The 25,967-nt window shown below is 72.8% G+C and carries 28 protein-coding genes, 1 tRNA gene and 1 pseudogene; 13 read left to right on the forward strand and 17 right to left on the reverse strand.

Annotated features, from left to right (window positions below; translation table 11 throughout):
- The 3 genes from ACPYOM_RS11060 to ACPYOM_RS11070 form a co-directional block, all read left to right on the forward strand.
- A partial coding sequence (locus ACPYOM_RS11060) for a carbohydrate ABC transporter permease (RefSeq protein ID WP_481345972.1) occupies positions 1-676 on the forward strand: 676 nt, incomplete at its 5' end.
- The gene (locus tag ACPYOM_RS11065) at positions 673-1,509 is read left to right on the forward strand and encodes a carbohydrate ABC transporter permease (protein ID WP_481345973.1); all 837 of its coding nucleotides are present in this window, start codon (positions 673-675) and stop codon (positions 1,507-1,509) included. The genes ACPYOM_RS11060 and ACPYOM_RS11065, both read left to right, overlap by 4 nt.
- Positions 1,510-1,575: 66 nt before the next feature.
- The gene (locus ACPYOM_RS11070; RefSeq protein WP_481345974.1) at positions 1,576-2,928 is read left to right on the forward strand and encodes a right-handed parallel beta-helix repeat-containing protein; all 1,353 of its coding nucleotides are present in this window, start codon (positions 1,576-1,578) and stop codon (positions 2,926-2,928) included.
- A gap of 98 nt (positions 2,929-3,026) precedes the next feature.
- Here ACPYOM_RS11070 and ACPYOM_RS11075 read toward each other — a convergent pair whose 3' ends face one another.
- Entirely contained in the window at positions 3,027-5,594 is a 2,568-nt protein-coding gene (locus ACPYOM_RS11075; protein ID WP_481345975.1) for a GH32 C-terminal domain-containing protein, read from the reverse strand.
- Positions 5,595-5,742: 148 nt separating this feature from the next.
- The gene (locus ACPYOM_RS11080) at positions 5,743-6,753 is read right to left on the reverse strand and encodes a LacI family DNA-binding transcriptional regulator (RefSeq protein WP_481345976.1); all 1,011 of its coding nucleotides are present in this window, start codon (positions 6,751-6,753) and stop codon (positions 5,743-5,745) included.
- Between the two features lie 184 nt (positions 6,754-6,937).
- Here ACPYOM_RS11080 and ACPYOM_RS11085 point away from each other — a divergent pair, with 184 nt between their 5' ends.
- Positions 6,938-7,828, forward strand: a complete 891-nt coding sequence (locus tag ACPYOM_RS11085; RefSeq protein WP_481340427.1) for an SDR family oxidoreductase — start codon at positions 6,938-6,940, stop codon at positions 7,826-7,828.
- A gap of 25 nt (positions 7,829-7,853) precedes the next feature.
- Here the strand turns inward: ACPYOM_RS11085 and crcB are convergent, their stop codons facing one another.
- From crcB to selD, 4 genes are all read right to left on the reverse strand, one after another.
- Positions 7,854-8,225 carry a fluoride efflux transporter CrcB gene (gene crcB / locus ACPYOM_RS11090; protein WP_481340429.1) on the reverse strand — a complete coding sequence of 124 codons (372 nt, stop codon included), beginning with the start codon at positions 8,223-8,225 and terminating at the stop codon, positions 7,854-7,856.
- Positions 8,222-8,629, reverse strand: a complete 408-nt coding sequence (locus ACPYOM_RS11095; RefSeq protein WP_481345977.1) for a DUF190 domain-containing protein — start codon at positions 8,627-8,629, stop codon at positions 8,222-8,224. The genes crcB and ACPYOM_RS11095 overlap by 4 nt, the downstream gene beginning before the upstream one ends.
- Complete coding sequence (locus tag ACPYOM_RS11100; protein ID WP_481345978.1) at positions 8,626-9,225, reverse strand: fluoride efflux transporter FluC; 600 nt, start codon at positions 9,223-9,225, stop codon at positions 8,626-8,628. The genes ACPYOM_RS11095 and ACPYOM_RS11100 overlap by 4 nt, the downstream gene beginning before the upstream one ends.
- A 130-nt stretch (positions 9,226-9,355) precedes the next feature.
- Positions 9,356-10,378: a selenide, water dikinase SelD gene (selD, locus tag ACPYOM_RS11105; protein ID WP_481345979.1), complete on the reverse strand. Its 1,023-nt coding sequence runs from the start codon at positions 10,376-10,378 to the stop codon at positions 9,356-9,358.
- 97 nt (positions 10,379-10,475) lie between these two features.
- Between selD and ACPYOM_RS11110 the strand changes: the two genes are divergently transcribed.
- Both ACPYOM_RS11110 and selA read left to right on the forward strand, forming a co-directional pair.
- A tRNA-Sec gene (locus ACPYOM_RS11110) sits at positions 10,476-10,570 on the forward strand.
- Positions 10,571-10,650: 80 nt separating this feature from the next.
- A complete protein-coding gene (selA, locus tag ACPYOM_RS11115) occupies positions 10,651-11,952 on the forward strand; it encodes an L-seryl-tRNA(Sec) selenium transferase (RefSeq protein WP_481345980.1) in 1,302 nt (433 codons plus the stop codon).
- Positions 11,953-12,053: 101 nt separating this feature from the next.
- Here selA and ACPYOM_RS11120 read toward each other — a convergent pair whose 3' ends face one another.
- On the reverse strand, positions 12,054-12,638 hold the full coding sequence (locus ACPYOM_RS11120; RefSeq protein ID WP_481340439.1) for a helix-turn-helix domain-containing protein: 585 nt from the start codon (positions 12,636-12,638) through the stop codon (positions 12,054-12,056).
- A gap of 77 nt (positions 12,639-12,715) precedes the next feature.
- Between ACPYOM_RS11120 and ACPYOM_RS11125 the strand changes: the two genes are divergently transcribed.
- On the forward strand, positions 12,716-13,438 hold the full coding sequence (locus ACPYOM_RS11125) for a class I SAM-dependent methyltransferase (RefSeq protein WP_481345981.1): 723 nt from the start codon (positions 12,716-12,718) through the stop codon (positions 13,436-13,438).
- 15 nt (positions 13,439-13,453) lie between these two features.
- Here the strand turns inward: ACPYOM_RS11125 and ACPYOM_RS11130 are convergent, their stop codons facing one another.
- Entirely contained in the window at positions 13,454-14,665 is a 1,212-nt protein-coding gene (locus tag ACPYOM_RS11130) for an MFS transporter (RefSeq protein WP_481345982.1), read from the reverse strand.
- A 23-nt stretch (positions 14,666-14,688) separates the two neighbouring features.
- The gene (locus ACPYOM_RS11135) at positions 14,689-15,495 is read right to left on the reverse strand and encodes a sigma-70 family RNA polymerase sigma factor (RefSeq protein WP_481345983.1); all 807 of its coding nucleotides are present in this window, start codon (positions 15,493-15,495) and stop codon (positions 14,689-14,691) included.
- A gap of 209 nt (positions 15,496-15,704) precedes the next feature.
- On the opposite strand from ACPYOM_RS11135, the gene ACPYOM_RS11140 reads away from it, so the two are divergent.
- Positions 15,705-16,034 (forward strand): DUF952 domain-containing protein, encoded by a 330-nt coding sequence (locus ACPYOM_RS11140; RefSeq protein ID WP_481345984.1) that lies wholly within the window; start codon positions 15,705-15,707, stop codon positions 16,032-16,034.
- Between the two features lie 42 nt (positions 16,035-16,076).
- Here ACPYOM_RS11140 and arfB read toward each other — a convergent pair whose 3' ends face one another.
- The 7 genes from arfB to ACPYOM_RS11175 form a co-directional block, all read right to left on the reverse strand.
- Positions 16,077-16,532, reverse strand: a complete 456-nt coding sequence (gene arfB, locus ACPYOM_RS11145) for an alternative ribosome rescue aminoacyl-tRNA hydrolase ArfB (RefSeq protein WP_481340449.1) — start codon at positions 16,530-16,532, stop codon at positions 16,077-16,079.
- Between the two features lie 98 nt (positions 16,533-16,630).
- The gene (locus ACPYOM_RS11150; RefSeq protein ID WP_481340451.1) at positions 16,631-17,398 is read right to left on the reverse strand and encodes an SDR family NAD(P)-dependent oxidoreductase; all 768 of its coding nucleotides are present in this window, start codon (positions 17,396-17,398) and stop codon (positions 16,631-16,633) included.
- Positions 17,399-17,480: 82 nt separating this feature from the next.
- Positions 17,481-18,632, reverse strand: coding sequence for an acyl-CoA dehydrogenase family protein (locus ACPYOM_RS11155; RefSeq protein WP_481345985.1), 1,152 nt, complete (start codon positions 18,630-18,632; stop codon positions 17,481-17,483).
- Positions 18,633-18,781: 149 nt separating this feature from the next.
- Positions 18,782-19,861, reverse strand: coding sequence for an ABC transporter ATP-binding protein (locus ACPYOM_RS11160; RefSeq protein WP_481345986.1), 1,080 nt, complete (start codon positions 19,859-19,861; stop codon positions 18,782-18,784).
- A complete protein-coding gene (locus tag ACPYOM_RS11165) occupies positions 19,858-20,643 on the reverse strand; it encodes an ABC transporter permease (protein ID WP_481345987.1) in 786 nt (261 codons plus the stop codon). Before ACPYOM_RS11165 ends, ACPYOM_RS11160 begins: the two co-directional genes overlap by 4 nt.
- 100 nt (positions 20,644-20,743) lie before the next feature.
- Positions 20,744-21,589 (reverse strand): molybdate ABC transporter substrate-binding protein, encoded by an 846-nt coding sequence (gene modA, locus ACPYOM_RS11170; RefSeq protein ID WP_481345988.1) that lies wholly within the window; start codon positions 21,587-21,589, stop codon positions 20,744-20,746.
- Positions 21,586-21,981 carry a TOBE domain-containing protein gene (locus ACPYOM_RS11175; RefSeq protein ID WP_481340461.1) on the reverse strand — a complete coding sequence of 132 codons (396 nt, stop codon included), beginning with the start codon at positions 21,979-21,981 and terminating at the stop codon, positions 21,586-21,588. Before ACPYOM_RS11175 ends, modA begins: the two co-directional genes overlap by 4 nt.
- Positions 21,982-22,118: 137 nt before the next feature.
- Here ACPYOM_RS11175 and ACPYOM_RS11180 point away from each other — a divergent pair, with 137 nt between their 5' ends.
- From ACPYOM_RS11180 to gabT, 5 genes are all read left to right on the forward strand, one after another.
- Complete coding sequence (locus ACPYOM_RS11180; RefSeq protein WP_481345989.1) at positions 22,119-22,511, forward strand: ArsR/SmtB family transcription factor; 393 nt, start codon at positions 22,119-22,121, stop codon at positions 22,509-22,511.
- Positions 22,508-23,002, forward strand: a complete 495-nt coding sequence (locus ACPYOM_RS11185; protein WP_481340465.1) for an SRPBCC family protein — start codon at positions 22,508-22,510, stop codon at positions 23,000-23,002. The genes ACPYOM_RS11180 and ACPYOM_RS11185 overlap by 4 nt, the downstream gene beginning before the upstream one ends.
- Positions 23,003-23,007: 5 nt before the next feature.
- On the forward strand, positions 23,008-23,448 hold the full coding sequence (locus tag ACPYOM_RS11190) for a VOC family protein (protein ID WP_481345990.1): 441 nt from the start codon (positions 23,008-23,010) through the stop codon (positions 23,446-23,448).
- A gap of 69 nt (positions 23,449-23,517) precedes the next feature.
- Positions 23,518-24,108, forward strand: coding sequence for a dihydrofolate reductase family protein (locus ACPYOM_RS11195; RefSeq protein ID WP_481345991.1), 591 nt, complete (start codon positions 23,518-23,520; stop codon positions 24,106-24,108).
- A 151-nt stretch (positions 24,109-24,259) separates the two neighbouring features.
- Positions 24,260-25,597 (forward strand): 4-aminobutyrate--2-oxoglutarate transaminase, encoded by a 1,338-nt coding sequence (gabT, locus tag ACPYOM_RS11200; RefSeq protein WP_481345992.1) that lies wholly within the window; start codon positions 24,260-24,262, stop codon positions 25,595-25,597.
- A 153-nt stretch (positions 25,598-25,750) separates the two neighbouring features.
- Here the strand turns inward: gabT and ACPYOM_RS11205 are convergent.
- Positions 25,751-25,967: pseudogene (locus tag ACPYOM_RS11205) on the reverse strand (hypothetical protein); the annotation flags it as partial.

Genomic DNA, 25,967 nt, shown 5'->3' on the forward strand with positions numbered 1-25,967 from the left:
GGTCTACACCGTGTTCGTCGTGACGTGCGAGTTCGCCCTCGGCCTCGCCACGGCCCTGCTGTTCAACGCCTTGGGGCAGCGCTCCCGCGTGTTCCGCACGATCTTTCTCTACCCGTTGATGATCGCGCCGGTCGTCGCGGGCCTGCTGTGGCGGTTCCTGCTCATCGACAACTTCGGCATCGTCGGGCAGCTGCTGTCCCAAGTGGGCATCCTCGAGGACCCCAATGCCGTCGGCTGGCTCAGCAACCCTGACATCGTGCTGTTCTCGGTCGCCATCCCGGACATCTGGCTCACCACCTCGTTCATGACGCTCGTGCTGTTCGCCGGGCTGCAGAACATCCCCGGAGACGTCCTCGAGGCTGCCCGGCTCGACGGCGCGAGCGCGCCCACCATGCTCGTGCGCGTCATCCTGCCGATGCTCCGTCCAGTCATCGCGGTGGCGCTGATCGTGCGGGGCGTCGACGCGGCGCGTGCCTTCGACGTCATCCTCATCCAGACCGGCGGCGGGCCGCAGTCGGCGTCGCAGACCCTGAGCCTGCTCATCTACCAGACCATGGTCCGTTTCGGTGAGCCCGGAAGGGCCGCGGCGATGAGCATCGTCTACCTCGTCGTGCTGCTTGCCGTCGCCGTCGTCGCAGCTCGCACCATCTGGAGCCCGGGAGGTGAGCGTTCATGAGGAACGTCGGCCAGAAACGCTCGACCGTGGTCGCCCTGTGGGTTTGCCTCGTGGTGGTCGTGGCCCTCTTCGGCTTCCCGTTCGTCTACCTCGTGCTCACGTCCTTCAAGACGCCGTCGGACGCGATCGCCATCCCGCCCGCGGTGCTGCCGCGGACGTGGAGCCTGGAGAACTACACCGCCGCGCTTCAGGCCCCCGGCGTCGTCGCCTCGTTCGTCAACTCCCTGAGCACCGCACTCATCAGCACCGCGCTGTCGATCGGCCTGGGGGTGCCGGCGGCGTACGGCATCACCCGGTTCGCCAGCCGGGCCGGACGCGTGTTCATGTCGGCGACCCTCGTGACCCGCATGGTGCCTCCCGTCGCGATCGGCATCCCGCTCGTCGCGATGACGAGCGCGCTCGGGCTTCGCGACACCCCGACGGGCCTCGGCCTCGCCCACGCGACCATCTCGCTGCCACTGTCGATCTGGCTGCTGTGCAGCTTCTTCGAGTCGGTGCCCGCCGAGCTCGAGGAGGCCGCCCGGGTAGACGGCTGCGGTCGGATGCGCGCGCTCTGGTCGGTGATCCTGCCGGTCGTGTCGGGCGGCGTGGCGGTGACGGCGATCTTCGCTTTCCTCGCCTCATGGAACGAGTTCCTCTTCGCGCTCCTGCTGACCGCGACCCGGGGGCAGACGACCCCGATCGTCATCGCGAACTTCCAGACCCAGTTCGGCCTGCAGTGGGGACCGATGACCGCCCTGGCCTGTCTCTACTCGGTACCCGTCGTCGTCCTGACGCTCTTCCTCCAGCGCCGCATCGTCGCGGGCCTCACCCTCGGCGCCGTCAAGGGCTGACGAACGCCCGACGCCGCCACATCGCACGAGCCGGGGGTCGAACCCCGGCGGAAAAGGGAAGTACTCGTGTCGAGCAAGAACCACTACGACGTGACCGCATGGCCCGTCGGCGACCCGTTCGAGGACGTCGGTGAGGTGATCAACAGCATCATCGCCGACATCAAGTCCCGGCAGCACGCCACCGGTACCGGGGAGGAAGGAAGGCCCGGCGCGGTCATCTACCTCCCGCCGGGGGACTACCGCCTTCGCACGCAGGTGCTCGTCGACGTCAGCTTCCTCACGATCCAGGGCTCCGGACACGGCTTCGCGTCGTCGAGCATCCGGTTCAACGTCCCCGAGCACGAGTGGCCCGACCTGCACGAGCTGTGGCCCGGAGGGAGTCGCATCCTCGTGGACCTGCCCGTCGGCGTGGCCTCGGAGGAGTCCACCGGGGCTGCCTTCCTCGTCGCACGCAGCGGCAGCCCGCGCCTCAGCTCGGTCGAGTTCTCGAACTTCTGCCTCGACGGGCTGCACTTCGAGCCCGACGGGTCGGGACGGCACCGGGAGAACACCTACACCAACGGCAAGACCGGCATCTACGTTGCGGACGCCAACGACTCGTTCCGGGTGACCGGCATGGGGTTCGTCTACCTCGAGAACGCCCTCACCGTCTACCACGCGGACGCCCTGTCGGTGCACGACAACTTCCTCGCGGAGTGTGGCAGCTGCATCGAGCTGCGCGGGTGGGGGCAGGCGTGCAAGGTCACCGACAACCTGGTCGGAGCCGGCTTCAAGGGCCACTCGATCTACGCCGAGCGCCACGGCGGGCTCCTCATCACCGCGAACAACGTCTTCCCCCGGGGCGCGAGCAGCGTCCAACTCGAAGGGGTCACGCGCTCCAGCGTCACGAACAACCGGCTGCACTCGTTCTACCCAGGGATGGTCGTCCTCACGGGGAACAGCTCGGAGAACCTCGTGGCCACCAACCACTTCCTGCGCGACAACGAGCCCTGGACGCCGTTCCTGGGAGTCGACAACGGAGTGGACGACTGCAGTGGGCTGCTCCGTGTGAGCGGCAGCAACAACTCGGTGGTCGGCAACCACTTCTCCGAGGTCGTCGACGCACGAGGGCTCCGACCCAGCGGCGCGACCCCCGTCATCATCCGGCTCGTGGCGGGGGCCGGCAACTTCGTCTCCACCAACCACGTCGTCGCGATGGACGTGCGTTCGACGTCGAGCGACTCCTGCTACGCGGCCCAGGTGGACGCCCTGCTGACGACCGAGGCCGCGGACGACCTCGATGTCACCGCCGTCATGGTCGACCCCGAGTCGGCGCGGAACACGATCCTCGACTCCGGCAGCGATGGCCAGGTCGTCGCGGACCGGGCGGTCAACGCCGTCAGGGCCACACCCATGCTCCGGTCCTCCGTGGCCCGCTGAAAGCCGGTCGGACCGTCGTTCTCCCGCGACCTTCCCCTAGTCGGGGCAGCCGCGGGAGAACGACGGTCGAGCACGGGTGGGGGTTCGGCCCTCGTGGGCTAGTCGACCCAGGCGGAGTGGAGCGGGGTCACCTTGACCGTCTTGAGCGTTGCGGTGCCGCCGGTGGAGAACGCCTCGAGGCCGTCGCTTCCCGCGTCGGGGAAGATCTGGTCGGTGATGGCGACCGAGCCGTCCTGACCGAAGACCTCGACCGACGACCAGTCGACGAGGACCCGCACCCTCACCTCCCCGTTCGCGTCGACCGCCATCGGAGCGCGCTGCACGCCGGGGAAGTCGGAGCTGAAGCCGACGTCCCCGGACCGGGTCCGGTCGACGAAGAGCTCCCCGGCCGACCGGTCGTAGCCGATGCGGGTCTGCTGGCCGTTCCCGGTTCGCACCGCGAGCCCGAAGGTGCTCGCCGTGCCCGGCGCGAACGTCGCGGTCAGCTCGTACGCCGTGCCCTTGGCCGGTAGCCGCGTGGAGCCGTCCGGCAGCGCGAGGTTGCCGGTGTTGAGCGTGGCGGCCTCGCGCAGCCCCTGCAGCTCGCGGACCGGCTGCTGCACGAGTCGCAGGCCGTCCCCGCTCGTGCGCAGGCCGAGCTCGCGCGGGACCGTCATGGCGCTGCGCCACGGGTAGGTCGGGATGGAGCCGGAGTACTCCCAGTTGTTCATCCAGCCGATCATGACGCGTCGGCCACCGGGGGCGTCGTTGACGGTGACGCCGGCGTAGTCGTCCTTGCCGTAGTCGACCCAGTGCGCCCGCTGGACGCTGGACCTCGCCGGGGTGCTCGACAGGCTGAACTGGTCGGCGAGGACGTGGCCCCAGCCGCCGGTGTTGTTGTCGGCCAAGACGATTCGAGCGCTCTTGCCGGCCAGGTTGCGGACGTCCCATCCGGTCCAGTCGAGCGTCTCGCTGTCCGAGCCGGTGGCGGACCGGACGACCTGGCCGTCGACGACGAGGCGCACGGACGTGTCCACGGCTCGTGGTGACGCGGCCTCGTCGGAGAACATGATGTGGTCGACGTTGATGTGTCCCCAACCGCCGGAGTTCTTGTCGACGATCTGGATCACCGCGCTCCGACCGGCGTACTCGGCGACGTCCCAGCTCGTCCAGTTCAGTGCCTCGTTGTTCGTACCGGTGGCAGACCTGACGACCTTGCCGTCGACGAGGAGGTTCACGGCGGTCGGCTCACTCGTCGTCGACGGGTGGTTGCCGCCACCCACCAGCAGGTTGATGTGGCTCTTGGCGATCGTGAACTCCGGCGAGGTGATGGTTCCCTGCGAGGCGTCGTGGTCGATGAAGGTGTTGACCAGCTGCTCGCCGAGGTAGCCGGTGACCTGCTGCTGGTCGCCGATCGTGCCCTTGACGGGACCGGTACCGACGAAGTCACCGGTCGTCGTCCACCCGGGGCCGTAGTCGGTGCCCTCGAAGTCGGCGAAGACGTCCCCTGCCGGCGGAGCCGGGTCGACGGTCGACCCCGGCACGTAGGGGTGGTTCCCACCGCCGACCTTGAAGTTGAGGTACCCGGGATCGAGGGTGAACGGGGGAGAGGTCAGGGTGCCGACGCTTCCGTCGCCACCGTTGAAGCTGTTGGCCAGCCCGGTGCCCACCCAGTCGGAGACGCCTCCCTGTCCCGGCAGGTTCCCGGTCGCGGGCGTGGTGCCGAACGCGGCGCCGTCGGACGCCCACCCGCCGTACGTGCCGTCGTCGAAGCTGCCGACGTCACGCCCGGTCGGCGGGACGTACGGCTTGTCGTCGGCGACGAAGCGCGTGCCGTCGAACGTCCCGGTGAAGTACTGGTTCGCCGACCCGCCCGCGATTCCGCCGGGGTTCATGTTGACGAGCAGCACCCACTTGGTCTTCTTCCTGTCGCCGTCGACGGCGAGCGGGAACAGGTCGGGGCACTCCCAGACGCCGCCCGTGGCACCGGCGGGTCCGAAGTCGCTCAGGTGTTCCCACATCTTGAGGTTGCTCGAGCGGTAGAAGCGCACCTTGTGCTCCGCGCTCAGGGCCACGGTCATGATCCACTCGTGACCGGGCTCGTACCAGAAGACCTTGGGGTCTCGGAAGTCACGCGACCCGATGTCGAGAACGGGGTTGTCGGCGTACTTGGTGAACGTCCGTCCGTGGTCGGTGCTGTAGGCCAGCGCCTGGGACTGGATGCCGGTCGCCTTGTCGAGACGGGTGTACACGGCGACCATCGCGGGGTTGTCCCTGGTGCCGAACCCGCTCGTGTTGTCCTTGTCGACCACCGCGCTGCCGGAGAAGACCATCTCCTGGTCGTCCTGGGGAATCGCGACCGGCAGCTCGGTCCAGTGCACGAGGTCGGGGCTCACGGCGTGGCCCCACGACATGTTGCCCCACTGGTTGCCGGACGGGTTGTGCTGGTAGAAGAGGTGGTACTCGCCCGCGTAGTAGACGAGCCCGTTCGGGTCGTTCATCCAGTTCTTGGCCGGCGTGTAGTGGAACTGTGGCCGGTACTGCTCGGTGTACGGGGCCGGTTCGGCCGAGGACGCAGCCGGGCCGGTCGCCAGCGTGGCGAGGACGGCGAGGGCCCCGGCTGCAGCCGTGGTGGTCGTACGCCTTCTGCGGAGGGCTCCGCTGCGGTGTCGGTTGAGCAGGTTCACACGATCGCTTCCTTGGGTCGTGACGGAGGTGGACTGGCTGGCGCAGGTGGGTCGTCGGGGCGCGCGGCATCGCCGCTCGTCGGGTGGGGGTGCGCTACGGCGTCCAGAGCGGACGGCGCGACGACGGTCCTGCGGGTGGAGCTGCCGGCTAGGTGGGGCCTGGTGGGCCCACCGAGCGGCGCCGTACCACGGGGCACGGCAGGGACTGGTGGCTCGGGGTGGCCGGCGCCGCCAGGTCGATCTCGTGCAGCAGCTGCTCGACCGCCCGCACCCCCATCGCGTGGTGCGGGAGAGCAACGGTGGTCAGCTCGGGACGCAGGCCGTCTGCGATGAGCTCGTGGTTGTCGAAGCCGACGACCGACACGTCGTGGGGGATCCGCAGCCCCAGCTCCGCCGCGGCGTGGTAGGCGCCCATCGCCATCGAGTCGCTGAAGCAGAACAGGGCGGTCGGGCGATCGGGTCCACCGAGGAGCCGGCGGGCCGCCCGCTGGCCACCGTGCGTGTCGGGGACCTCGGACACGACGAGCCGGGGGTCGAAGCGGATCCCGGCCTCGGCCAGGGCCTGCCGGTAGCCCTCGAGCCGGCCATGGGTGGCGGGGATGTCGTCGACGTTCGTCACGAAGCCGACCCGTCGGTGGCCGTGGCGCAGCAGCTCTCGGACGGCCGCGCGACCTCCCGCGACCTCGTCCGGGACGACGGACGACACCGAACCGTCCACGGGACGTGAGTCGAGCAGGACCGTGGGGCTGCCGGCAAGGGCACGCGGCACCTCCACGATCCGGTGGTACATCGTCGCGTAGAGGAACCCGTCCACCTGCCGGTCGAGGAGCGAGCGGATCTCGCGCTCCTCGAGGTCGCGGTCGTCCGAGGTGTTGACGAGCACGAGCAGCCACCCGAGCTTCGAGGCCGCCTCCTGGGCGCCGAGGATCAGGTGCCCTGCATGCGGGCTGGTCGCGATCTGGTCACTGACCAGCCCGAGCGTGTGGGTGCGGCGCAGTCGAAGCCCGCGGGCGACGGCGTTGGGTCGGTAGCCGAGCCGCTCGGCGGCGGACCGGACCCGTTCTCGCGTCTCGGGGCTGATCCGCTTGCCGGAGGCGTCGCTGAGGACGTGGGACACGGTCGTGACCGAGACACCGGCCAGGGCGGCCACGTCCTTCATCGAAGCTCTCGGCGTCGTTGCCATGTGTGCCCAATCGATTTGTCAGCGGAATGGGGAGACTGTGGCGCACGCTCCGGGGCTCGGTCAAGGGCCTGTCCGAACGCGAGGGTGGACGCGCCGTGGCAAGGGGTAGGAGTGGGGCAGCAGGCCGCCGCGGCGGACCCAGAGGACAGGAAGGCCACCCATGTCGGACCAGCACACGCCCCAGGACCCCAGCCGGCAGTACGACCAGCCCGAGGACAGTGCGACGATCCCGCACCCCGGGCTGACCGGCCAGATGGGCGACGAGCCCGACCACGGGGAGGAGTCCTACCGCGGCAGCGGCCGGCTCGCGGGCAAGCGGGCCGTCATCACGGGCGGCGACTCGGGCATCGGCCGGGCCGTCGCCATCGCCTTCGCCCGGGAGGGCGCGGACGTGCTCGTCGCGTGCCTTCCCGAGGAGGAGGCCGACGCCGAGGAGACGGTCCGGCTCGTGCGTGAGGCGGGCCGTCAGGGCGCCGTCTGCCTGACCGACCTCACCCGGGAGGAGGAGTGCCGACGCGTCGTCGAGGAGGCCGTCGAGAAGCTGGGCGGCATCGACGTCCTCGTCAACAACGCGGCCTACCAGATGGCCCAGCCCGGCGGCCTCGCCGCCATCACCACCGAGCAGCTCGACCGCGTCATGAAGACGAACCTCTACGCGATGTTCTGGCTCTGCCGCGAGGCGCTGCCGCACCTGCAGCCCGGCGCGACGATCATCAACACCTCCTCGATCCAGTCGCGGCAGCCCTCCCCGGAGCTGCTCGACTACGCCACGACGAAGGCGGGCATCGTCGCGTTCACGCAGGGACTCGCGCAGTCGTTGGCGCAGAAGGGAATCCGCGTCAACGCCGTGGCGCCCGGACCGATCTGGACGCCGCTCATCCCCGCCACGATGCCCGGCGACAAGGTCGAGTCGTTCGGAGAGCAGACACCGCTCGGTCGGGCGGGCCAGCCGGCGGAGCTGGCCCCCGCGTACGTGTTCCTCGCCTCGCAGGAGTCGAGCTACGTCACCGGCGAGGTGCTCGGCGTGACGGGCGGCCAGCCGCTCACGTGACCGTCCGGCCTCCGCGGTGCGGCGGCTAGAGCGCGGCGCCGAGGGCGTAGCCGGCCAGCGCGGCCGCGAGGCCGGCCACGAGCGACCCGACGACGTTGAGCGCGGCGACGAGGACGGCTCGCGACTCGAGCAGCCGCACCGTCTCGTAGCTGAACGTCGAGTACGTGGTGAGCGCCCCGCAGAAGCCGGTCCCGATGCCGAGCGTGACGGCCGGTGACAGGTGGTGGGCCACCGACAGGCCGGTGACGAGCCCGAGGACCAGGGAGCCGACGACGTTCACCGTCAAGGTCCCCCACGGCATGAGGCTGTCGTGGCGGGCCTGGACGGCGCGGTCGGTGAGGTAGCGGGCGGGAGCCCCGACGGCCGCGCCGGCGCACACGAGGAGCAGAGCCGTCACGGCTCGGTGCCCCCGGCGTCGGTGCGGCCGGCGTCGGGGGAGCCCGCGGTGCCGGGGGCTGCGGGCCGTGGGCGGTAGACGTGGTGCACGACGTGGACGTCGTCGATGGTCACCAGCCCCTCACCGACGACCTCCTGCACCTGCGGGAGGAAGGCGTCGATGCGGTCGGCCGTGTCGATGACGACGACGGCCACGGGCAGGTCCTCGGACAGGGAGAGCAGCCGTGAGGTGTGCACGAGGTTGGACGAGCCGAAGCCCTCGATGCCGCGGAACACGCTCGCGCCGGCGAGGCCGGCGGCGTGGGCGCGGTGCACGATCTCGCTGTGCAGCGGGCGGTGGTGCCACGTGTCCGCCTCGCCGATGTAGACCGTGAGGCGGCGGGCGGGGCCGTCGAGCGTCGTCATCGGGAACCTCCACGGGTGGCGAGACGGTGGCGCACGGCGAGCGCCGCGCGGGTGAGCAGGACCCCGGCCGCGACGCCGGCCAGGGTGGCGACCGGGGTGCCGACGAGGTAGCCGAGGGCGAGGGCCGGGTGCCCGCCGTGGAGCAGCACCGTGGTCTCGGACGTGTACGTGCTGAAGGTCGTGAAGCCGCCGAGGACGCCGACGCCGGCGAACGGGCGCAGCAGCGGGTGCGCGCCGCCGACCTCGACGACGAAGACCATGAGGACGCCGATGAGCAGGCTGCCGGAGACGTTGACCGACAGCGTGGTCCACGGGATGCCGCCGGCCGGGGTCGGGAGCGCCTGGGCGAGGCCGTAGCGGGCGCAGGCACCGAGGACGCCGCCGAGGGCGATGACCGGCAGCACGAGCTGGTGCGCGCCCCGGTCCCGGCGCCGCTCCGGGACGGTCCCGCCGACGTCGGGGCCGACGTCAGGGCCGACGTCAGGGGCCACCCGGGGGTCCACGTGGCCGCGTGGCTGACGGGGGGCGAGGCCGCGTGGCTGACGGGGCGCGACGGTCTCGTCGACCTGCGGGTCGCGGCCGAGTGGTGCGGTCATGCGGTTCTCCTACCTGGACAGGCGAATTCGTCAGGTAGGGACTGTCGGCAGCGTCGTGCTGCGGTTGTCGGCGAGCCCCACCGCCATCGGGTCGCAGTCTACGCGGGGGGCCGGACGCGTGCCGAGCAGGTCAGCGGACCGAGACGACGCGTCCGTCGAGCGCGGGGTCGTCGAGCGCCACGAGACGGCCGACCACGGGGTGGCCGGGCAGCTCTCCGGCGACGAGGAGCCCGCCCGAGGTCTGCGCGTCCGCGAGCAGCACCAGCTCGTCCTCGTCCACACGAGAGGCGAGCTGCGGGCGCACCCAGTCGAGGTTGCGCCGGCTGCCCCCGGGCAGGTAGCCCGCCGCGTACGCGGCGCGGGCCCCGTCGACGTACGGCACGGCCGCGGCCTCGACGACCGCCCCGACGCCGCTCGCGCGGCACAGCTTGTAGAGGTGACCGAGCAGGCCGAATCCGGTGACGTCCGTCGCACAGCGCAGCCCGGCGGCGAGCGCCGCGCGCGAGGCGGGACCGTTAGGGGTCGTCATCACGGCGACGGCCTCGGCGAAGACCTCGCCGGTGGCCTTGTGGCGGTTGTTGAGCAGGCCGAGACCGATTGGCTTGGTCAACGTCAGCGGCAGGCCCGGGACGCCGGCATCGTTGCGCAGCAGGCGATCCGGGTGCGCGAGGCCGGTGACGGCCAGGCCGTACTTCGGCTCCGGGTCGTCGATGCTGTGACCCCCGGCGAGGTGGCACCCGGCGGCGCGGGCCACGTCGGCACCACCGCGGAGCACCTGCCCGGCGACGTCGAAGGGGATGCGGTCGCGGGGCCAGGCGAGGAGGTTGAGGGCGACGAGCGGCTCACCGCCCATGGCCCAGACGTCGGAGAGGGCGTTGGTCGCGGCGATGCGCCCCCAGTCGTACGGGTCGTCGACGACGGGGGTGAAGAAGTCGGTCGTCGCGACGACGGCGCGGTCACCGTCGATCCGCACCACGGCGGCGTCGTCCCCGGTCTCGACGCCGACGAGCAGGTCCGGCCCCGTATCGGGCGCCAACGCGCCCAGGACGCGTTCGAGCTCGCCCGGCGGCACCTTGCAGGCACACCCGCCACCGGACGTGTACTGGGTCAGGCGCAGGCCTGGTTCGGTCCGAGTGGTCGTGGGCGCCGTCATGCCGCCATCGTGCCACCGCGGGAGGGACATCGCGGAAGCCGCAGCGCAAGGGGACGACACGGGTCGAGGAGGCCGCCCGCGGGGTAGGGTCGGTCGCGGAGGCGTTTCCCGCCTGGTGACGGGCGCGGTCTTCAAAACCGTGGTGACCGGGTATCCCGGTCAGGCGGGTTCGATTCCCGTCCGCCTCCGCCAACACGTTCCCCCGAGCCCCCGACCCGTGCCGCCCCTTTCCGGCACCGACCGTCCGACCGCTCCTGCCGAGGGAGGCCGCGTTGCAGGACCCCCGACGCCGCGTACCGCGCACCGACGCCGTGCTCGCCGACGCGGGTGTGGCTGCGGCCGCCGATCGGCTCGGCCGTCAGCGCGTCAAGAGGGTCGTCGTGGAGGTGCTCGCCGCGTGCCGGGCCGGTGAGGTCGCGCCCGAGTCCGTCGTCGGCGAGGTGCTGACCCGGCTGCCGCACGGGCCGACGTCGATGCGGCGGGTCGTCAACGCGACGGGAGTCGTGGTGCACACCAACCTCGGCCGCGCCGCCCTGTCCGACGCGGCGGTCGAGGCAGTGACCGTCGCGGCCGGCGCGACCGACGTCGAGCTCGACCTCGGCACCGGACGCCGTGGCCGACGCGGCGCGGCGACCCTCGACGCCCTCCGCCGCGCCGTGCCCGCCGCCGGCGACGTGCACGTCGTCAACAACGGCGCCGCCGCCCTCGCCCTCGTCGCGCGGGCGCTCGCGCCCGACCGTGAGGTCCTCGTGGCGCGCGGCGAGCTCGTCGAGATCGGCGACGGCTTCCGCATCCCCGAGCTCGTCGAGTCGGTCGGGGCCCGGCTGCGCGAGGTGGGCACCACGAACCGCGTCCGCCGCGCCGACTACGCCGACGCGCTCACCGACCGGACCGCGTTCGTCCTCAAGGTGCACCCGTCCAACTTCCGCGTCGAGGGCTTCACCTCCAGCGTGGCCGTGTCCGACCTCGCGACGCTCGGACCGCCCGTCGTCGCCGACATCGGGTCGGGCCTGCTCGCCCCGCACCCACGCCTGCCCGAGGAGCCCGACGCCGACTCGACGCTACGAGCCGGGGCCGCGATCGTCACCGCCTCCGGCGACAAGCTCCTCGGCGGGCCCCAGTGCGGCCTGCTGCTCGGCGACGCCGACCTCGTGAACCGGCTCCGGCGACACCCCTTGGCGCGCGCGCTGCGCGTCGACAAGCTGACGCTGGCCGCGCTCGAGGCGACGCTGTCCGGCCCGCCCACGCCGGTGGCCCGGGCGCTCGACCAGCGCAGGGACGTCCTCCTCGCACGGGCGCGGCGGCTGGCCCTCGCCATCGGGCCCGACCTGGCGCGGGCGGTCGAGTCGGAGGGCCGCGTCGGCGGTGGGGGAGCACCCGGGGTGCCGCTGCCCAGCGCCGCCGTGGCGTTGCCGCACCGGCTCGCGGAGCCGCTGCGCCTCGGTGAGCCGCCGGTCGTCGGACACGTGCACGACGGCCGCCTGCTCCTCGACCTCCTGACGGTGCCCGAGGACCTCGACGAGGTCCTCGCCCGCGCCGTCCGTCGTGCCGCTCGGGCGGGCCGAACCGCCTGAGCGAGGCACCCCACGGCGAGGGGTGCCCTGCCACGGGTGCGGCTGCCGAGCCACCGGGGCGCCGGAGGGGCCGGGCGCCGGACCGACCGGACGCAGCGACGTCAGGCGTCGCGGAGATGGATCTGCTCGCCCTGGGGGCTGAAGAGCGACAGCAGCTCGACCGGGTGCTCGGTGGCGCTGCGCATCGCGTGCGGCGTCCGGGTCTCGAACTCGGCGGCCTCACCCTCGTCGAGCACGGTCACGGTGTCACCGAGCAGGAGCTCGAGACTGCCACCGAGCACGTAGACCCACTCGAAGCCGTCGTGCCGCTGCGGCTTCGGCGGGGTGCGACGCCGGCCCGGCAGGATGAGCTTGAAGGCCTGGATGCCACCGGCGTTCCGGGTCAACGGGATGAAGACCATGCCGTTGCGCCGCACCGCCTTCGGGTGCACCCGCGGGTCGCCCGACGGCGGTGCGCCGACGAGGTCGTCAAGCGGGACGCGGTAGGCCCGGGCCAGCGGCAGCAGGAGGTCGAGCGTCGGACGGCGCCGCCCGGACTCAAGACGCGACAGCGTGCTGACGCCGACGCCGGTCTCGGCGGACACGTCCGCGAGCGTGCGTCCGCGCTGGGTGCGCAGTCGGCGCAGGCGGGGCGCGACGCCGTCGAGGGCCTGCGCGATGTCGTCGCCGGAGGCCGCGTCGTCCATGTCGGCAGGATGGCGGTGATTTGCTGCTAGTGCAAGCTGGCTTGCAGTCCGAGGACTGCTCGGGTCAGCATCGGGTGATGACGAGCGACGCGCAGCCCCGGGCCCGCGAGGGCCACGACGACCACCGCCACGACGACCGCCACGACGCCCACCGCCACCCGGACGACCGACCGCGCGACCCCGCGGAGTACTGGGAGCAGCACTACGGCCGGCTCGCCGACGACTGGGGCACGCGGCCCAACGCGTCGCTCGTGCGGCTCGTCGAGGAGCACGTGGTCGTGCCCCCGGGACCGGGTGCCCGTGCGCTCGACCTCGGGGCCGGGCACGGCGGCGACGCCGTGTGGCTCGCCGAGCGGGGCTGGTCCGTGACGGCCGTCGACCTCTCGGCGACGGCGCTCGGGCGCGTCGACGCGTTGGCTCGAGCCCGTGGCGTGCGCGACCGCGTCAGCACCGAGCGGCACGACCTCGCGGTGTCGATGCCCGATGGGCCGTTCGCGCTCGTCACGGCCTCGTTCCTGCAGACGCCGCTCGAGCTGGACCGCGACGCCGTGCTGCACCGCGCCTCGCTCACGGTGACTCCGGGAGGTTGGCTCCTCGTCGTCGACCACGCAGCGGCCCCGTCGTGGGCGCCGATCGGCCACGGACACGAGTTCCCCACGGTCGCAGCGACGCTGGCGGCCATCGGCCTGGGCGACGGGTGGCTGGTCGAGCGCAGCGAGCGGGTGACCCGCACGGGAACGGGGCCCGACGGCCAGAAGGGCGAGCTGCTCGACAACCTCCTCGTCGCCCGGCGCCTCTGACCGTCCGGTGGTGCGTCAGCCGACCGCCGCGCGCCCCGCACCGACGCGTCCGAACCGCCACATCGCCAGCGCACCGGCCAGCGGTCCGGGAGCGAGGAGCAGGAACGCGAACTGCCAGCCGGCGTGGGCCGCCAGCAGCGCCACGAGCTGGATCGGGACGACCGTGAGGCCGAAACCGACGGCGGTCTGCACCGTCAACGCCGTGCCCACGAAGCGCTGGTCGACCGTCTCGCTCAGCGCCGTCGAGAAGACGCCGGAGTCTGCGATGACCGCTGCGCCCCACACGGCGAGGAACGGGACGCTGGCTGCCGGCGGCCAGGAGTAGGCCCAGGCCGACAGCAGGCAGCAGGTGCCGCTGACGACGAGCGCGCTCGTCGCCGCGAACGAGCGGCCCCGGCGGTCGGCGAGGATGCCGCCCGCGAGTGCCCCCGCCGCCCCGGCGAGCCCGATGACGGCGAAGGTCAGCAGGCTCACCGCCGCACCCGGGCCCTCGCGTCCTGCGGCCGCGCGGCCGGCGACGAGGAACGCCGACAGCCACGTCCAGAAGGCGTAGAGCTCCCACATGTGGCCGAAGTAGCCGAGGTTCGCCAGGCGGGGCCGACGCTCGCGGAACACCTCGACGGCGTACCGCGCGTGCGGGCGGGCGGAGGCGGTCAACAGGGGACCGGGTCGAACGAGGGCCCAGGCGACGGTCGCGGCCAGCACGGTGATCCCCGCTGCCACGACCATGACGCCGCGCCAGGGCAGGGGGCCGAGGCTCGCGACGAGGTGCGGCATCGCGGACCCGAGCGTCAGCGCGCCGATGAGGACCCCGAACGCGCGCCCACGGTCGGACGGCGCAGCCCACGAGGCGGTGAGCTTCATGCCCACCGGATAGACGCCGGCGAGGAAGAACCCGGTCAACGCGCGCAGTGGCACGGCGACGGCCGGGCCGTGCGCCAGGGCCGCGAGCAGGCCCGTGCACGCGGCGGCACCGACGGCGCAGGCCGCCATGAGGTGGTGCGGCTGCACGCGGTCCGCCAGCCCGAGCGTGCTCGACGTGACCGCCCCGGCGGCGAAACCGACCTGCACCGACGCCGTCAGCCAGACGGCAGCGGTCGTCGACAGCCCCCACTCCGACCGCAGGCTCGGCGCGACCGCCGTCGCCGAGAACCACACGGCGAGCCCGAGCACCTGGACGAGCGCGACGAGCCGCCGCTGCGTCCGCGCCCGGGAGTCGTTCCCCACGCGAGAACCATGGCACGACAACGTCAGGCGATGCGCTCCCGCAGCGTCCGGAGCACCCGACGCAGCGAGCGGGACACCTGCATCTGGCTCACGCCGAGCGCCTCGCCGATCTCGCGCTGGCTCAGGTCGTCGACGAACCGTCGGTGCAGCAGGTCACGGTCCTCCGAGGGCAGGTGACGGACGGCCGCACCGAGCCACACCCGGTCGTCGGCGCCGACGAGGTCGGCGTCGTCGTAGGCGATGCTGCGCTCGAGCGGCTGGTCGTCGTCCTCGCGGATCCGATGCTCGAGCGGTTCGCCCTGGTAGCACCGGCTGGTCGCGACGGCCTCGCGCACGTCCGACCTGGTCGTCGACAGCGAACGGGCCAGCTCGGTGTCCGACACGGGTCGTCCGAAGCACTGCTCGAGGCGCTCCCGGTGGGCGGCGGCGTCGGCGCGCAGCTCCTGGAGACGCCGTGGCGGCCGGACGAGCCACGCCTTGTCGCGGAAGTGCCGCTTGAGCTCGCCGGTGATCGTCGGCACGGCATACGCCGCGAACGAGGTGCCGCGGTCGGGACGGTAGCGTCCGACGGCCGCCACGAGCGAGAGCCTGGCCACCTGCACGAGGTCGTCGTGCTCGACCCCCCGGCCGGTGTACCGGCCGGCCAGCGTCGTGCACAGGTCGAGGTAGAGCAGGCAGATGCGTTCCACGACGGCGTCGCGCTGTGCCGGGGTCGCGGCCTCGGCGAGCTCGCCGAAGAGGGCAGCGGTGACGTCGTCGCGGGCCGTGTGGTCCCCGATCGGCGGATCGGCGGGGGCAGGAGGGAAGGACCGGTCGGCGAAGGGCGCCATGACTCGTCCGATCAGGTGGGCACGAGTCGGCCGGGTGGCTGGACCGCTCAGTCCCAGACCCTCGCACGCCCGAGCCTCGATGACAACACCCGGTCCGCGGTGACGTGTCGCTCCCCGGCCACAGCGGGTGGAGCCGGCCCGTGCGTCCCGTGCGCGAGCGCGAGACCGGCCGGACACCCCGCCGACCGCCGACGCGTCATCATGGGACGGTGACCATCTACCACCTGGCCGAGCGGGCCCACTGGGAGCAGGCGCTGCGAGACGGCGTCTACACCCGCTCGACGCGCCGGCTGTCCCTCGCCGAGGAGGGGTTCATCCACGCGTCCTCGGCGCAGCAGTGGCCGGTCGTGCGCCGGCGTTTCTACGGCGACGTCGGCGAGCCGCTCGTCCTGCTCGAGATCGACGAGAGCCGTCTCGGCTCACGCGTCGTGCACGAGGTGGGCGACCCCACGAGCGGCGAGGTCTTCCCGCACGTGTACGGGCCCATCGAGGTCGGCGCCGTCGTCGGTACCACTGTCCTCGACCCGCCCCACGCCTGATCGATGCCTCGTCCACGGGCCGGCGGTCCGGCGCGCTGTCGGTCACTCCGGGCGGATGCGGCCGCGGCCGGACTTCACCTCGCCCCGGCGTTTCTTGCCGGCGAGCCGCCGCTGCTGCGACCCCCGCGTCGGCCTCGTCGCCCGTCGGGTCGGCGGAGGCGGGGCGAGGGCCTCGCGCAGCAGCGCCTCGAGCCGCTCGCGAGCGGCGGCGCGGTTGCGCAGCTGGGAGCGGTGCTCCGACGCGACGACCGAGACACGGCCCCCGACGAGGCGGCCCGCGAGCGCCGCGACGGCGCGCTCGCGCTGCGTCGCGCTGAGCGCGCTCGAGGTACCCGGCTCGAAGAGCAGCTCGACGCGGCTGTCCGTGGTGTTGACGCCCTGGCCTCCCGGCCCGGAGGACCTGCTGAAGCGCTCGACGAGCTCGGCGGCCGGGATGACGAGCCCGCGCCGCAGGCCCGGCCCCGGCGCGAGGACGAGGTCGGCACCCGGCTCGCTCACTCGTCCATTGTGCCGGGCAGGAACGCGGAAGCGCCGGGCCTGCACGCCGGAAGCGGGCGCGCACGCCGAAGGGCCGGTCGTGCGCGGCAGGGCGGACCTCAGCGGGGCGGCATCCGGAGCGCGCCGTCGAGGCGGATGACCTCGCCGTTGAGCATCGGGTTGTCGACGATGTGCCGCACCAGTGAGGCGTACTCGGCCGGGTCACCGAGACGCGAGGGGTGCGGCACCTGCTTCTCGAGGATCTCCTTGACCTCGCCGGGCAGCCCGGCGAGCATCGGCGTCTCGAACGTGCCGGGGGCGATGGTCATGACGCGGATCGCCTTGTCCGCCAGGTCGCGTGCCGCCGACAGCGTGAGACCCACGACGCCGCCCTTGCTCGCCGCGTAGGCGGCCTGGCCGATCTGGCCGTCGAAGGCGGCGATGCTGGCCGTGTTGACGATGACACCGCGGTCGCCGTCGAGCGGTTCGTTGCCGGCCATCGCGGCGGCGGCGAGCCGCAGGACGTTGAAGGACCCGACGAGGTTGATGTCGACCACGGTCCGGAACGTGTCGAGGGCGAGCGGGCCGCCCCGACCGAGGACGCGGCCCGGGGTGGCGACGCCGGCGCAGCTGACGGCGATGCGCAGCTCCCCGAGCGAGGTGGCGCGATCGACGGCGGCCCGCACCTGTCCCTCGTCGCGCACGTCGGCGGGAGCGAAGACGACTCGGTCGCTGCGGAGCTCGTCGACGAGCGCCGGGGCGGCCGACCCCTCGAGGTCGACGACGACGACCGTCGCGCCGTCGCCGACGAGCCGGCGGACGGTCGCGCCACCGAGGCCCGAGCCGCCACCGGTCACGAGGGCGACGGTCGAGGAGTTCAGCTGCATGGCAAGGCCTTTCGGGTCTGGGAGCGGCGAGCAGGTCAGGCGGGTCGTGCGAGGGCGGGTCGAGAGCGCCCGGGCTCGCGGGTCAGCGGACCTGGGCGAGCAGCTGGCGGGAGACGACGAGTCGCTGGATCTGGTTGGTGCCCTCGAAGATCTGGGTCACCTTCGCCTCGCGCATGTAGCGTTCGAGCGGGAAGTCCTCGGTGTAGCCGGCGCCACCGAGCACCTGCACGGCGTCGGTGGTCACCCTCATCGCCGCGTCCGTGGCGACGAGCTTGGCCACCGCGGCCTCCTTGGTGAACGGCCGGCCCGCATCGCGCAGGCGCGCCGCGTGCAGGTACGTCGCGCGGGCGCTGGTGACCGCGGCCTCGAGGTCGGCGAGGAGGAAGGCCAGCCCCTGGAAGTCGGCGATGCGGCGTCCGAACTGCACACGCTCCGACGCGTACCGCACGGCGGCGTCGAGAGCGGCCTGGGCCAGGCCCGTGGCGGCGGCGGCGATGCCGAGGCGGCCGGAGTCGAGGGCCGCGAGGGCGATGTGCATACCCTCCCCCTCGCCCCCGACGAGCCGGTCGGCGGCGACCGGGACGGCGTCGAACGTCACCTGCGCGACCGGGTCGCAGTGCAGGCCCATCTTGCGCTCGGGCTCGGCGAAGGTCAGGCCGGGGGCGTCGGCCGGCACGACGAACGTCGACAGGCCCCGGCCACCGTCGTCGGAGGTGCGCGCGAAGGTCGTGTAGTAGTCCGCGTGCCCGGCGTGGCTGATCCAGGCCTTGGTGCCCTTGAGCGACCAGCCTTCGGCGGTGCGCGTGGCCCGCGTCGTCATCGAGGCGATGTCGGAGCCGGCGAGCGGCTCGGAGAGGCAGTAGGCGCCGAGCTGCCCTCCGGAGAGCATCCCGGTCAGCAGCGCGGCCTTCTGCTCGTCGGTACCGTGGGCCGCAACCGGGTAGGCGGTCAGGCTGTGGACGCTGACGCCGACGGCGAGGCTCATCCAGACCGAGGCGATCTCCTCGACCACCTGCAGGTACACCTCGTAGGGCTGGTCCGCGCCGCCGAAGTCCTCGGGGTAGGGAAGCGACAGCAGCCCGGCCTGCCCCAGCGTGTGGAAGGCCTTCTCGGGGAACTCGCGGGCCCGCTCCGCGGCGTCGACCTGCGGGGCGAGGTCCTTGCGGCAGATCTCCCGGGTCAGCTCGATCAGGTCGGCGGCCTCTTCGGTGGGCATCAGCCTCGTCGCTGGCATGGCGAAATAGTAGGACGTCCGAGCATCGTGTCCAAAATGTGGGACGCGTGGGGCGGCTGTGCCCTCGGGTGAGCGCGCGGTCCGTCCCCGGATCCCGCGACGCGGCTGTTCGGGGCCGTGCGCCGGCGGCGGTCGAAACGCTCGACGGGTCACCGGGGGTAGGTGCGGACCTCGGTGGCCTTGACGGCGGCCCACAGCCGCTCGCCGACGCGGATGCCGAGGCCGGCGACCGACTCGAGGGTCACCTCGGCGGTCAGCGAGAGGTCGCCCTCCAGGCCGACCCGGGCCGACTGGCCCTGCATCGTCACCGACCTCACCTGCACCCCCCACGTGTTGCGGGGGGAGCCGTCCGGTCGCGTGCGGTGCAGCGCGACGCCATGGGGCGGGACGGTCGCCCACACCGGCCCCTCGGTGGGGTCGGTCGTGACGAGCACGGTGCCGGTTGACGTCGTCACGTGGCCGTGCGAGTCGCCTTGTCCTGCATAGAGGTTGAGTCCGACGACGGTGGCCACGTAGGGGCTGCGCGGCTCGCTCAGCACCTCGGCGGGAGTCCCGGCCTGGGACACGCGGCCGTCCTCGACGAAGACGAGGTGGTCGGCGAGCGTCAGGGCGTCGAGGGGGTCGTGGGTGACCAGGACGGTGACGCCGTCGTAGCCGGCGAGGCGCGCCGCGAGGTCGCTGCGGGTGCGTGCCCGGGTGTCGGGGTCGAGGGCCGCGAGCGGCTCGTCGAGCAGCAGCAGCGACGGGTCGGTCGCGAGCGCGCGGGCGAGGGCGACGCGGGCCTGCTGGCCGGAGGACAGCTCGCGGGGACGCGCGTCGGCGCGCTCGGCGAGGCCGACGCGTCCGAGCTCGGCCAGTGCCCGCTCGCGCGCGGTGCGCCGGTCGACGCCGCGGCTGCGGGGCCCGTACGCCACGTTGTCGAGTGCGCGCAGGTGGGGGAACAGGAGGCTGTCGGCGAGCATGAGCCCGACAGCGCGCTGCTCGGCGGGGACCCGTCGGCGCCCGTCGTCCCAGGTCGCCTCCCCGACGCGGACGTGACCGTCCTCGACCGGCAGCACCCCGGCCAGCGCGAGCACGGCCGTCGTCTTGCCGCCCCCGTTGGGCCCGAGCAGGCCGATGACCTGGCCGGGGGCGGCGGACAGTGCGACGTCGACGCGGAAGCCGCCGCGGCGCAACCGGATCCGCGCATCCAGCGAGCCACGCGTCCGTGGCGAGGAGGGGGCGCTCACCGCAGCCACCGCCCCCGGAGCACGCCGAGGACGAGGATGCTGACGGCGAGCAGCATGATGCTGATCGACACGGCGACCTGCGGGTCACGCTCGAGCTCGACGTAGACGAGCAGGGGGAGGGTCTGCGTGCGGCCCTGGAAGTTGCCGGCGAAGGTGATCGTGGCGCCGAACTCGCCGAGCGCCCGGGCCCACGCGAGCGCCAGACCGCCCGCGATGCCCGGCAGCACGAGGGGCACGGCGACGGTGCGCAGGTAGCGCAGGTCGCTGGCACCGAGGGTCCGGGCGAGGGACTCCAGGCGCGGGTCGAGCCCGCGCAGGGCGCCCTCGACCGCGAGCACGTAGTACGGCATGGCGACGAACGTCTCGGCGAGCACGACGGCCACCGTCGTGAACGGGATCTGGAGCCCCAGCGGCGACAGGTGCTGTCCGAGCAGGCCGTTGCGACCCCACGTCATGAGCAGGGCCACGCCACCGACGACCGGGGGCAGCACGAGCGGCACCGTCAGCACCGCCCGCACCCAGCGCGTGGCCACGTGCTCGGAGCGGGCGAGGAACCACGCGAGGGGAGTTCCCAGAAGCAGGCACAGCACCGCCGTGCACGACGTCGTCGCCAACGACAGCCGCAACGCCGGCAGGACGGAGGGGGCCGTGAGATCCGCGGGCAGCCGGCCCCAGTCGGCCCGCAGGAGCAGGGCCACGAGCGGGACGACGAGCAGCAGGAGCGCCACGGCGGCCGGCACCCCGAGCGCCACGCGCGAGCGCCACCGACCGGCCCGCCTCATCTCACGCCGGCCTGCGCGGTGCGAACGAGGCACACGGGGCGAACGAGGCGGACCCAGCGACGCGGCGGACGCAGCGGACGCGGCGGACGGGGCCGGCCGCTCAGGGCGCACCGAACCCGAACGACCGCAGCGTGGCGAGCCCCGGTGCGCTGAGCAGATAGGCGACGAAGGCCGTCGTCGCGGCGTCGTCGGCGAGCGTGATCACGGGGTAGCGCAGCTGGGTGTTGTCCCGCGCCGGGATCCCGACTCCCGCGACGGCACCCTTCGCGGCGACGACGTCGGAGTGGTACACGACCGCCGCGTCCGCCTCACCGAGCTTGACCTTGGCCAGCGTCGCCTTGACGTCGATCTCCTTGCTCACGACGTTCGGGACGACGCCGGCCTTGGCGAAGGTCGCCTGGGCCGCCCTGCCGCACGGGACCGTGTCGGCGCACAGGACGACCGTGACCCCGGGCCTGGCCAGGTCGGCGAGCGAGCTCACCTTGGCCGGGTTGCCGGGTGGCACGGCGATCTCGAGGACGTTCGTGGCGAAGGTCCTCGAGTCCTTGACGAGCTCCCGGTCGAGCGGCTGGGCCGCCGCGGTCCCGGCGAGCGCGACGACCGACGCCGGTGCGCCATTGTCGACCTGCTGCACGAGCGTCGCGCTGGAGCCGTAGGAGGTCTCGACGGTGACGCCCGGATGGGCCGCCTCGAAGTCCTGACCGACCTTGTCGAAGGCCTCGGTGAGCGACGCCGCCGCGAGCACCGTGACGGTGCCACTGAGGGGCGTGCCCGCCGCGGCGGAGTCTCCGGGCCGTCCGCTGCCACCGCCCGGCGCGGGGACGGCGCCACCGCAGGCCGCGAGCCCGAGGACGGCGAGCGCGGCCGCGGCCCACGCCAGGGCGCGTCCGGGGGTGGTCCCCGTCCCGCGGGTGGCACGGTCCGGCCACCCGTCGTCGGCGGTCACGCGGGGACCTCGACGACGACGTGGGTCGACTTGACGGACGCCACGGCGACGGAGCCGATCTCGAGCCCCAGGTCGTCGACGGACTCGCTCGAGAGCAGGGAGGTGATGCGGAAGGGGCCGCACTGCATCTCGACCTTGGCCATGACGGTGTCCTTGGTGATGGCCGTGACGATGCCGCGCATCCGGTTGCGGGCGGACGCGCCCCCGATGGCGCCGACCGCAGCCGGATGCGCGAGCTCCTGCGCGACGGCGGCCAGCTGCGCGCCGTCGACGGTGCGGCGCCCGGCCTCGTCGGTCCCGCCGCCCAGGCGTCCCGCGTCGACCATCCGGCGGACCGTGTCGTCGGAGACGCCGAGCAGGGCGGCGGCCTCGGTGATGCGCAGATGCGGCATGACGTCGACTCTACTCCCGCAGGTGCGGCATTCCAGCGGTGTCCGGGGCCGCGTTGAGAAACGCAGCGAAGGGGGTTGACGCCGAGCGTGTGGAAGGGTTTAATCAACCTATCGATTGATCAAGGAGTTGGTTGACGATGATCCTCTCGCCCGCGTCCGAGGCGGACCTCGACCGCGCGTTCGCGGCCCTGGCCGACCCGGTCCGGCGCGCGATCATCGCCCGCCTCAGCCGCGGCGCCGCGACCGTCAACGAGCTCGCCGAACCGTTCGAGATCAGCAAGCAGGCCGTCAGCAAGCACATCCAGGTGCTCGAGCTGGCCGGACTGGTGAGCCGGTCCCGCGACGCGCAACGCCGCCCGGTCCACCTCGAGGCAGCGCGGCTCGAGGCGATGACGGCCTGGATCGACCGGTACCGCCTCGTCGCGGAGCAGCGGTACCGCGCTCTCGACGCCGTCCTCGAACGCACCGCCGGCCGCGGCACGACGAACGACACGACGCACGACCACACCCAGAAGGAGCAGCAGAAATGAGCAACCCACTGAACATCGACGCCCCCGCCGGCGTGCCGTGGATCGACTTCACGCGCGAGTTCGACGCCCCGGTCGAGGCCGTCTTCAACGCCCACCGCGACCCCGAGCTGGTCCGCCAGTGGCTCGGCCCGCGCGGCTACGAGATGACCATCGAGCGCTGGGACTTCACCTCCGGCGGCGGGTACCGCTACACCCACCGCGACGGCGACAACGTCTACGGCTTCCGGGGCACCTTCCACACCGTGCGCGACAACGAGCTGGCGATCCAGACCTTCGAGTTCGAGGGCGCGCCCGACGAGGTCGCCATCGAGTTCATGCGCTTCGTCGACCTCGGCGACGGCCGCTGCCGCCTCGAGGGGCACAGCGTCGGCCCGACGGTCGAGGGCCGCGACATGATGATCCAGAGCGGGATGGAGAAGGGCATGGTCGAGGGCTACGAGCGCCTCGACGAGCTCGTCGCCACGCCTGCCGACGCGGCGACGAAGGGCTGAGCGTCGTGGACTGGACCCTCGAGGTCGTCATCGTCCCGGTCAGCGACCTCGACGCGGCGACCGCCTTCTACCGCGACCAGGTGGGGTTCCACCTCGACCACGACACGCAGAACGAGCACATGCACGTCGCGCAGCTGACGCCGCCCGGCTCCGGCTGCTCGATCGTCGTGGGGAGCCTGCCCGCGCAGCGGGAGATGCCGCCCGGCTCCCTCAAGGGCGTCCAGCTCGTCGTCGCCGACGCCGAGGCGGCCCGCGCCGAGCTCGTCTCGCGCGGCGTCGAGTGCTCGGAGATCCAGGTCATCGACCCGCGCGACGGCGGCACGTTCTTCGGGTTCGCCGACCCGGACGGCAACACGTGGGCGGTACAGCAGATCGCGGCGCGCGCCGACACGCCGCTCATCCCCGTGAACCACCGCGGCCGGTTCGGCGAGGGCGTCGAGCCGTGACGCACCGGCCGGCGGCACGACGACAGGGTGTGCCGCCGGCCGGCCCAGCACCGGACAAGGAGAGCAGCCATGAGCAGGGTCGTCTTCGACATCAGCATGTCCCTCGACGGGTTCGTCACGGCATCACCGCAGACGCCCGAGGAGCCGCTCGGCGTGGGAGGGCGGGCCCTGCACGCCTGGACCGTCGACCACGAGTACCTCGACCGGGCCATCGCCGACCTCGGCGCCGTCGTCGCCGGCCGCACCACCTACGACCACGCCATCTCGGGATGGCGGGCCGACGGGCCGTCAGGGCCGGCGCGTCGCCCCGTGTTCGTCGTGACACACCGGGCCCCCGACCCTGACACGGTGCCCTCCGGCGGCGTCTACACGTTCGTCACCGACGGTGTGGAGTCAGCGGTCGAGCAGGCGAGGGCTGCGGCGGGCGGGCGGACCGTCACCGTCATGGGCGGCGCGGACCTGGGGCGGCAGTGCCTCGCCGCCGGCCTCGTCGACGAGATCTCGCTCCACGTCGCACCGCGGCTCTTCGGGTCGGGGACGCCGTTGTTCGAGGGCCTCGACCTCGGCCACGTCGACCTCGAGCTCCTCGAGTGCAGCAGCGCTCCGGAGACGGTCCACCTGCTCTACCGGGTCAAGGGCGGGAGCCCGGTCGCCCCCTGAGGGAGCCATGGCCGGGACGACGCGTTCGGTCGCGAACGGCGGTCCACACCGCTGACTCCGTGACCGGATGCGCCGTCCGTGCACGGAATGAGTGGTCCGGGGCGCCGCTCCCGCTTTCCGGAACGCCGTTGCGGACGGCATACTGACGCGCATGAGCAGCGTCCCCCAGCAGCGCGTCCTCAAGACCGCGATCCCCGGCCCCCGCTCGGTCGAGCTCCAGCATCGCAAGGCGGCGGCCGTGTCCGCCGGCGTCTCCACCGGTCTGCCGGTGTACGTCGAGAAGGCCGGCGGGGGCATCCTCGTCGACGCCGACGGCAACCAGCTCATCGACTTCGGCTCCGGCATCGCCGTCACGACCGTCGGCAACGCCGCACCGCGCGTCGTCGAGCGGGTGACCGAGCAGGTGCAGGACTTCACCCACACGTGCTTCATGGTCACGCCGTACGAGGAGTACCTCGAGGTGGCCGAGGCCCTCAACGAGCTGACGCCGGGTGACCACGAGAAGCGCTCTGCGCTCTTCAACTCGGGAGCCGAAGCCGTCGAGAATGCCGTCAAGGTCGCCCGCCACTACACCGGCCGCAACGCCGTCGTCGCGTTCGACCACGCGTACCACGGCCGCACCAACCTCACGATGGCGCTGACCGCGAAGAACATGCCGTACAAGCACCGGTTCGGGCCCTTCGCCGGCGAGGTGTACCGGGTGCCGATGAGCTACCCGTTCCGCTGGCCGGGCGGCCCGGCCGACTGCGCGAAGGAGTCGTTCGACGTCTTCGTGTCGCAGGTCCACGCCCAGGTCGGCGAGGACAACCTCGCGGCGGTCATCCTCGAGCCGATCCAGGGGGAGGGCGGCTTCATCGTCCCGGCTCCGGGCTTCGTCAGGCAGGTCGCGCAGTGGTGCCGCGAGAACGGGGTCGTCTTCATCGCCGACGAGGTGCAGACCGGGTTCTGCCGCACCGGCGACTGGTTCGCCAGCGAGCACGAGGACGTCGTGCCCGACCTCATCACCACGGCGAAGGGCATGGCGGGTGGTCTGCCGCTCGCCGGCGTCACCGGACGGGCCGAGATCATGGACGCCGTGCACGGTGGCGGGCTGGGCGGCACGTACGGTGGCAACCCGGTCGCCTGTGCGTCGGCCCTCGGCGCCATCGAGACGATGAGGACCGAGGACCTTCGCGCCCGCGCCAAGCAGGTCGAGGCGCTCTTCCTGCCGCGGCTCGAGGCGCTCGCCGCGCGGTACCCGCAGATCGGCGACATCCGTGGCCGCGGCGCGATGCTCGCCGTCGAGCTCGTCAACGGCGAGGGCGACCTCACGCCGAACGCTGCCCTCACCGCCGCCGTCAACAAGGCCTGCCACGCCGCCGGCCTCGTCACGCTGACGTGCGGGACGTACGGGAACGTCTTCCGCTTCCTGCCGCCGCTCGCCGCGAGCGATGCGCTGCTGTCCGAAGGTCTCGACGTCTTCGAGGAGGCGTTCGCCGCCAGCATCTGACAGGCTGGCTGACGCATCGAGGCCGACCCGCGTTCGTGGCGGGCCGGCCTCTGCGCGTCCCGGCTCCGCCCGCCCGCGCCTCTCGCCCATTCACGGACGCTTCGATCCGGGACCGATGACAGACCTTCGCCGGGCTGACGGCTGGCCCCGTGCTCAGGCCACGACCGCGCGGGGCCGAAGGTCCGTCATGCGTCCCGACTCGTCGCCCTGCGACCGGCCCCGGCCCTCGGCGACGCGTCGCCGGACCGTCCGCTCGATGACGCGCGCGACCCACTCCGGCCGCAGCATCACCTGCTCCCACGAGAAACGGAGCACGAGCCAGCCGCGGGCCACGAGCTCGTCATAGCGCTCGCAGTCACGACCCAGGGCC

Source organism: Monashia sp. HAY1-2A (assembly GCF_056755315.1).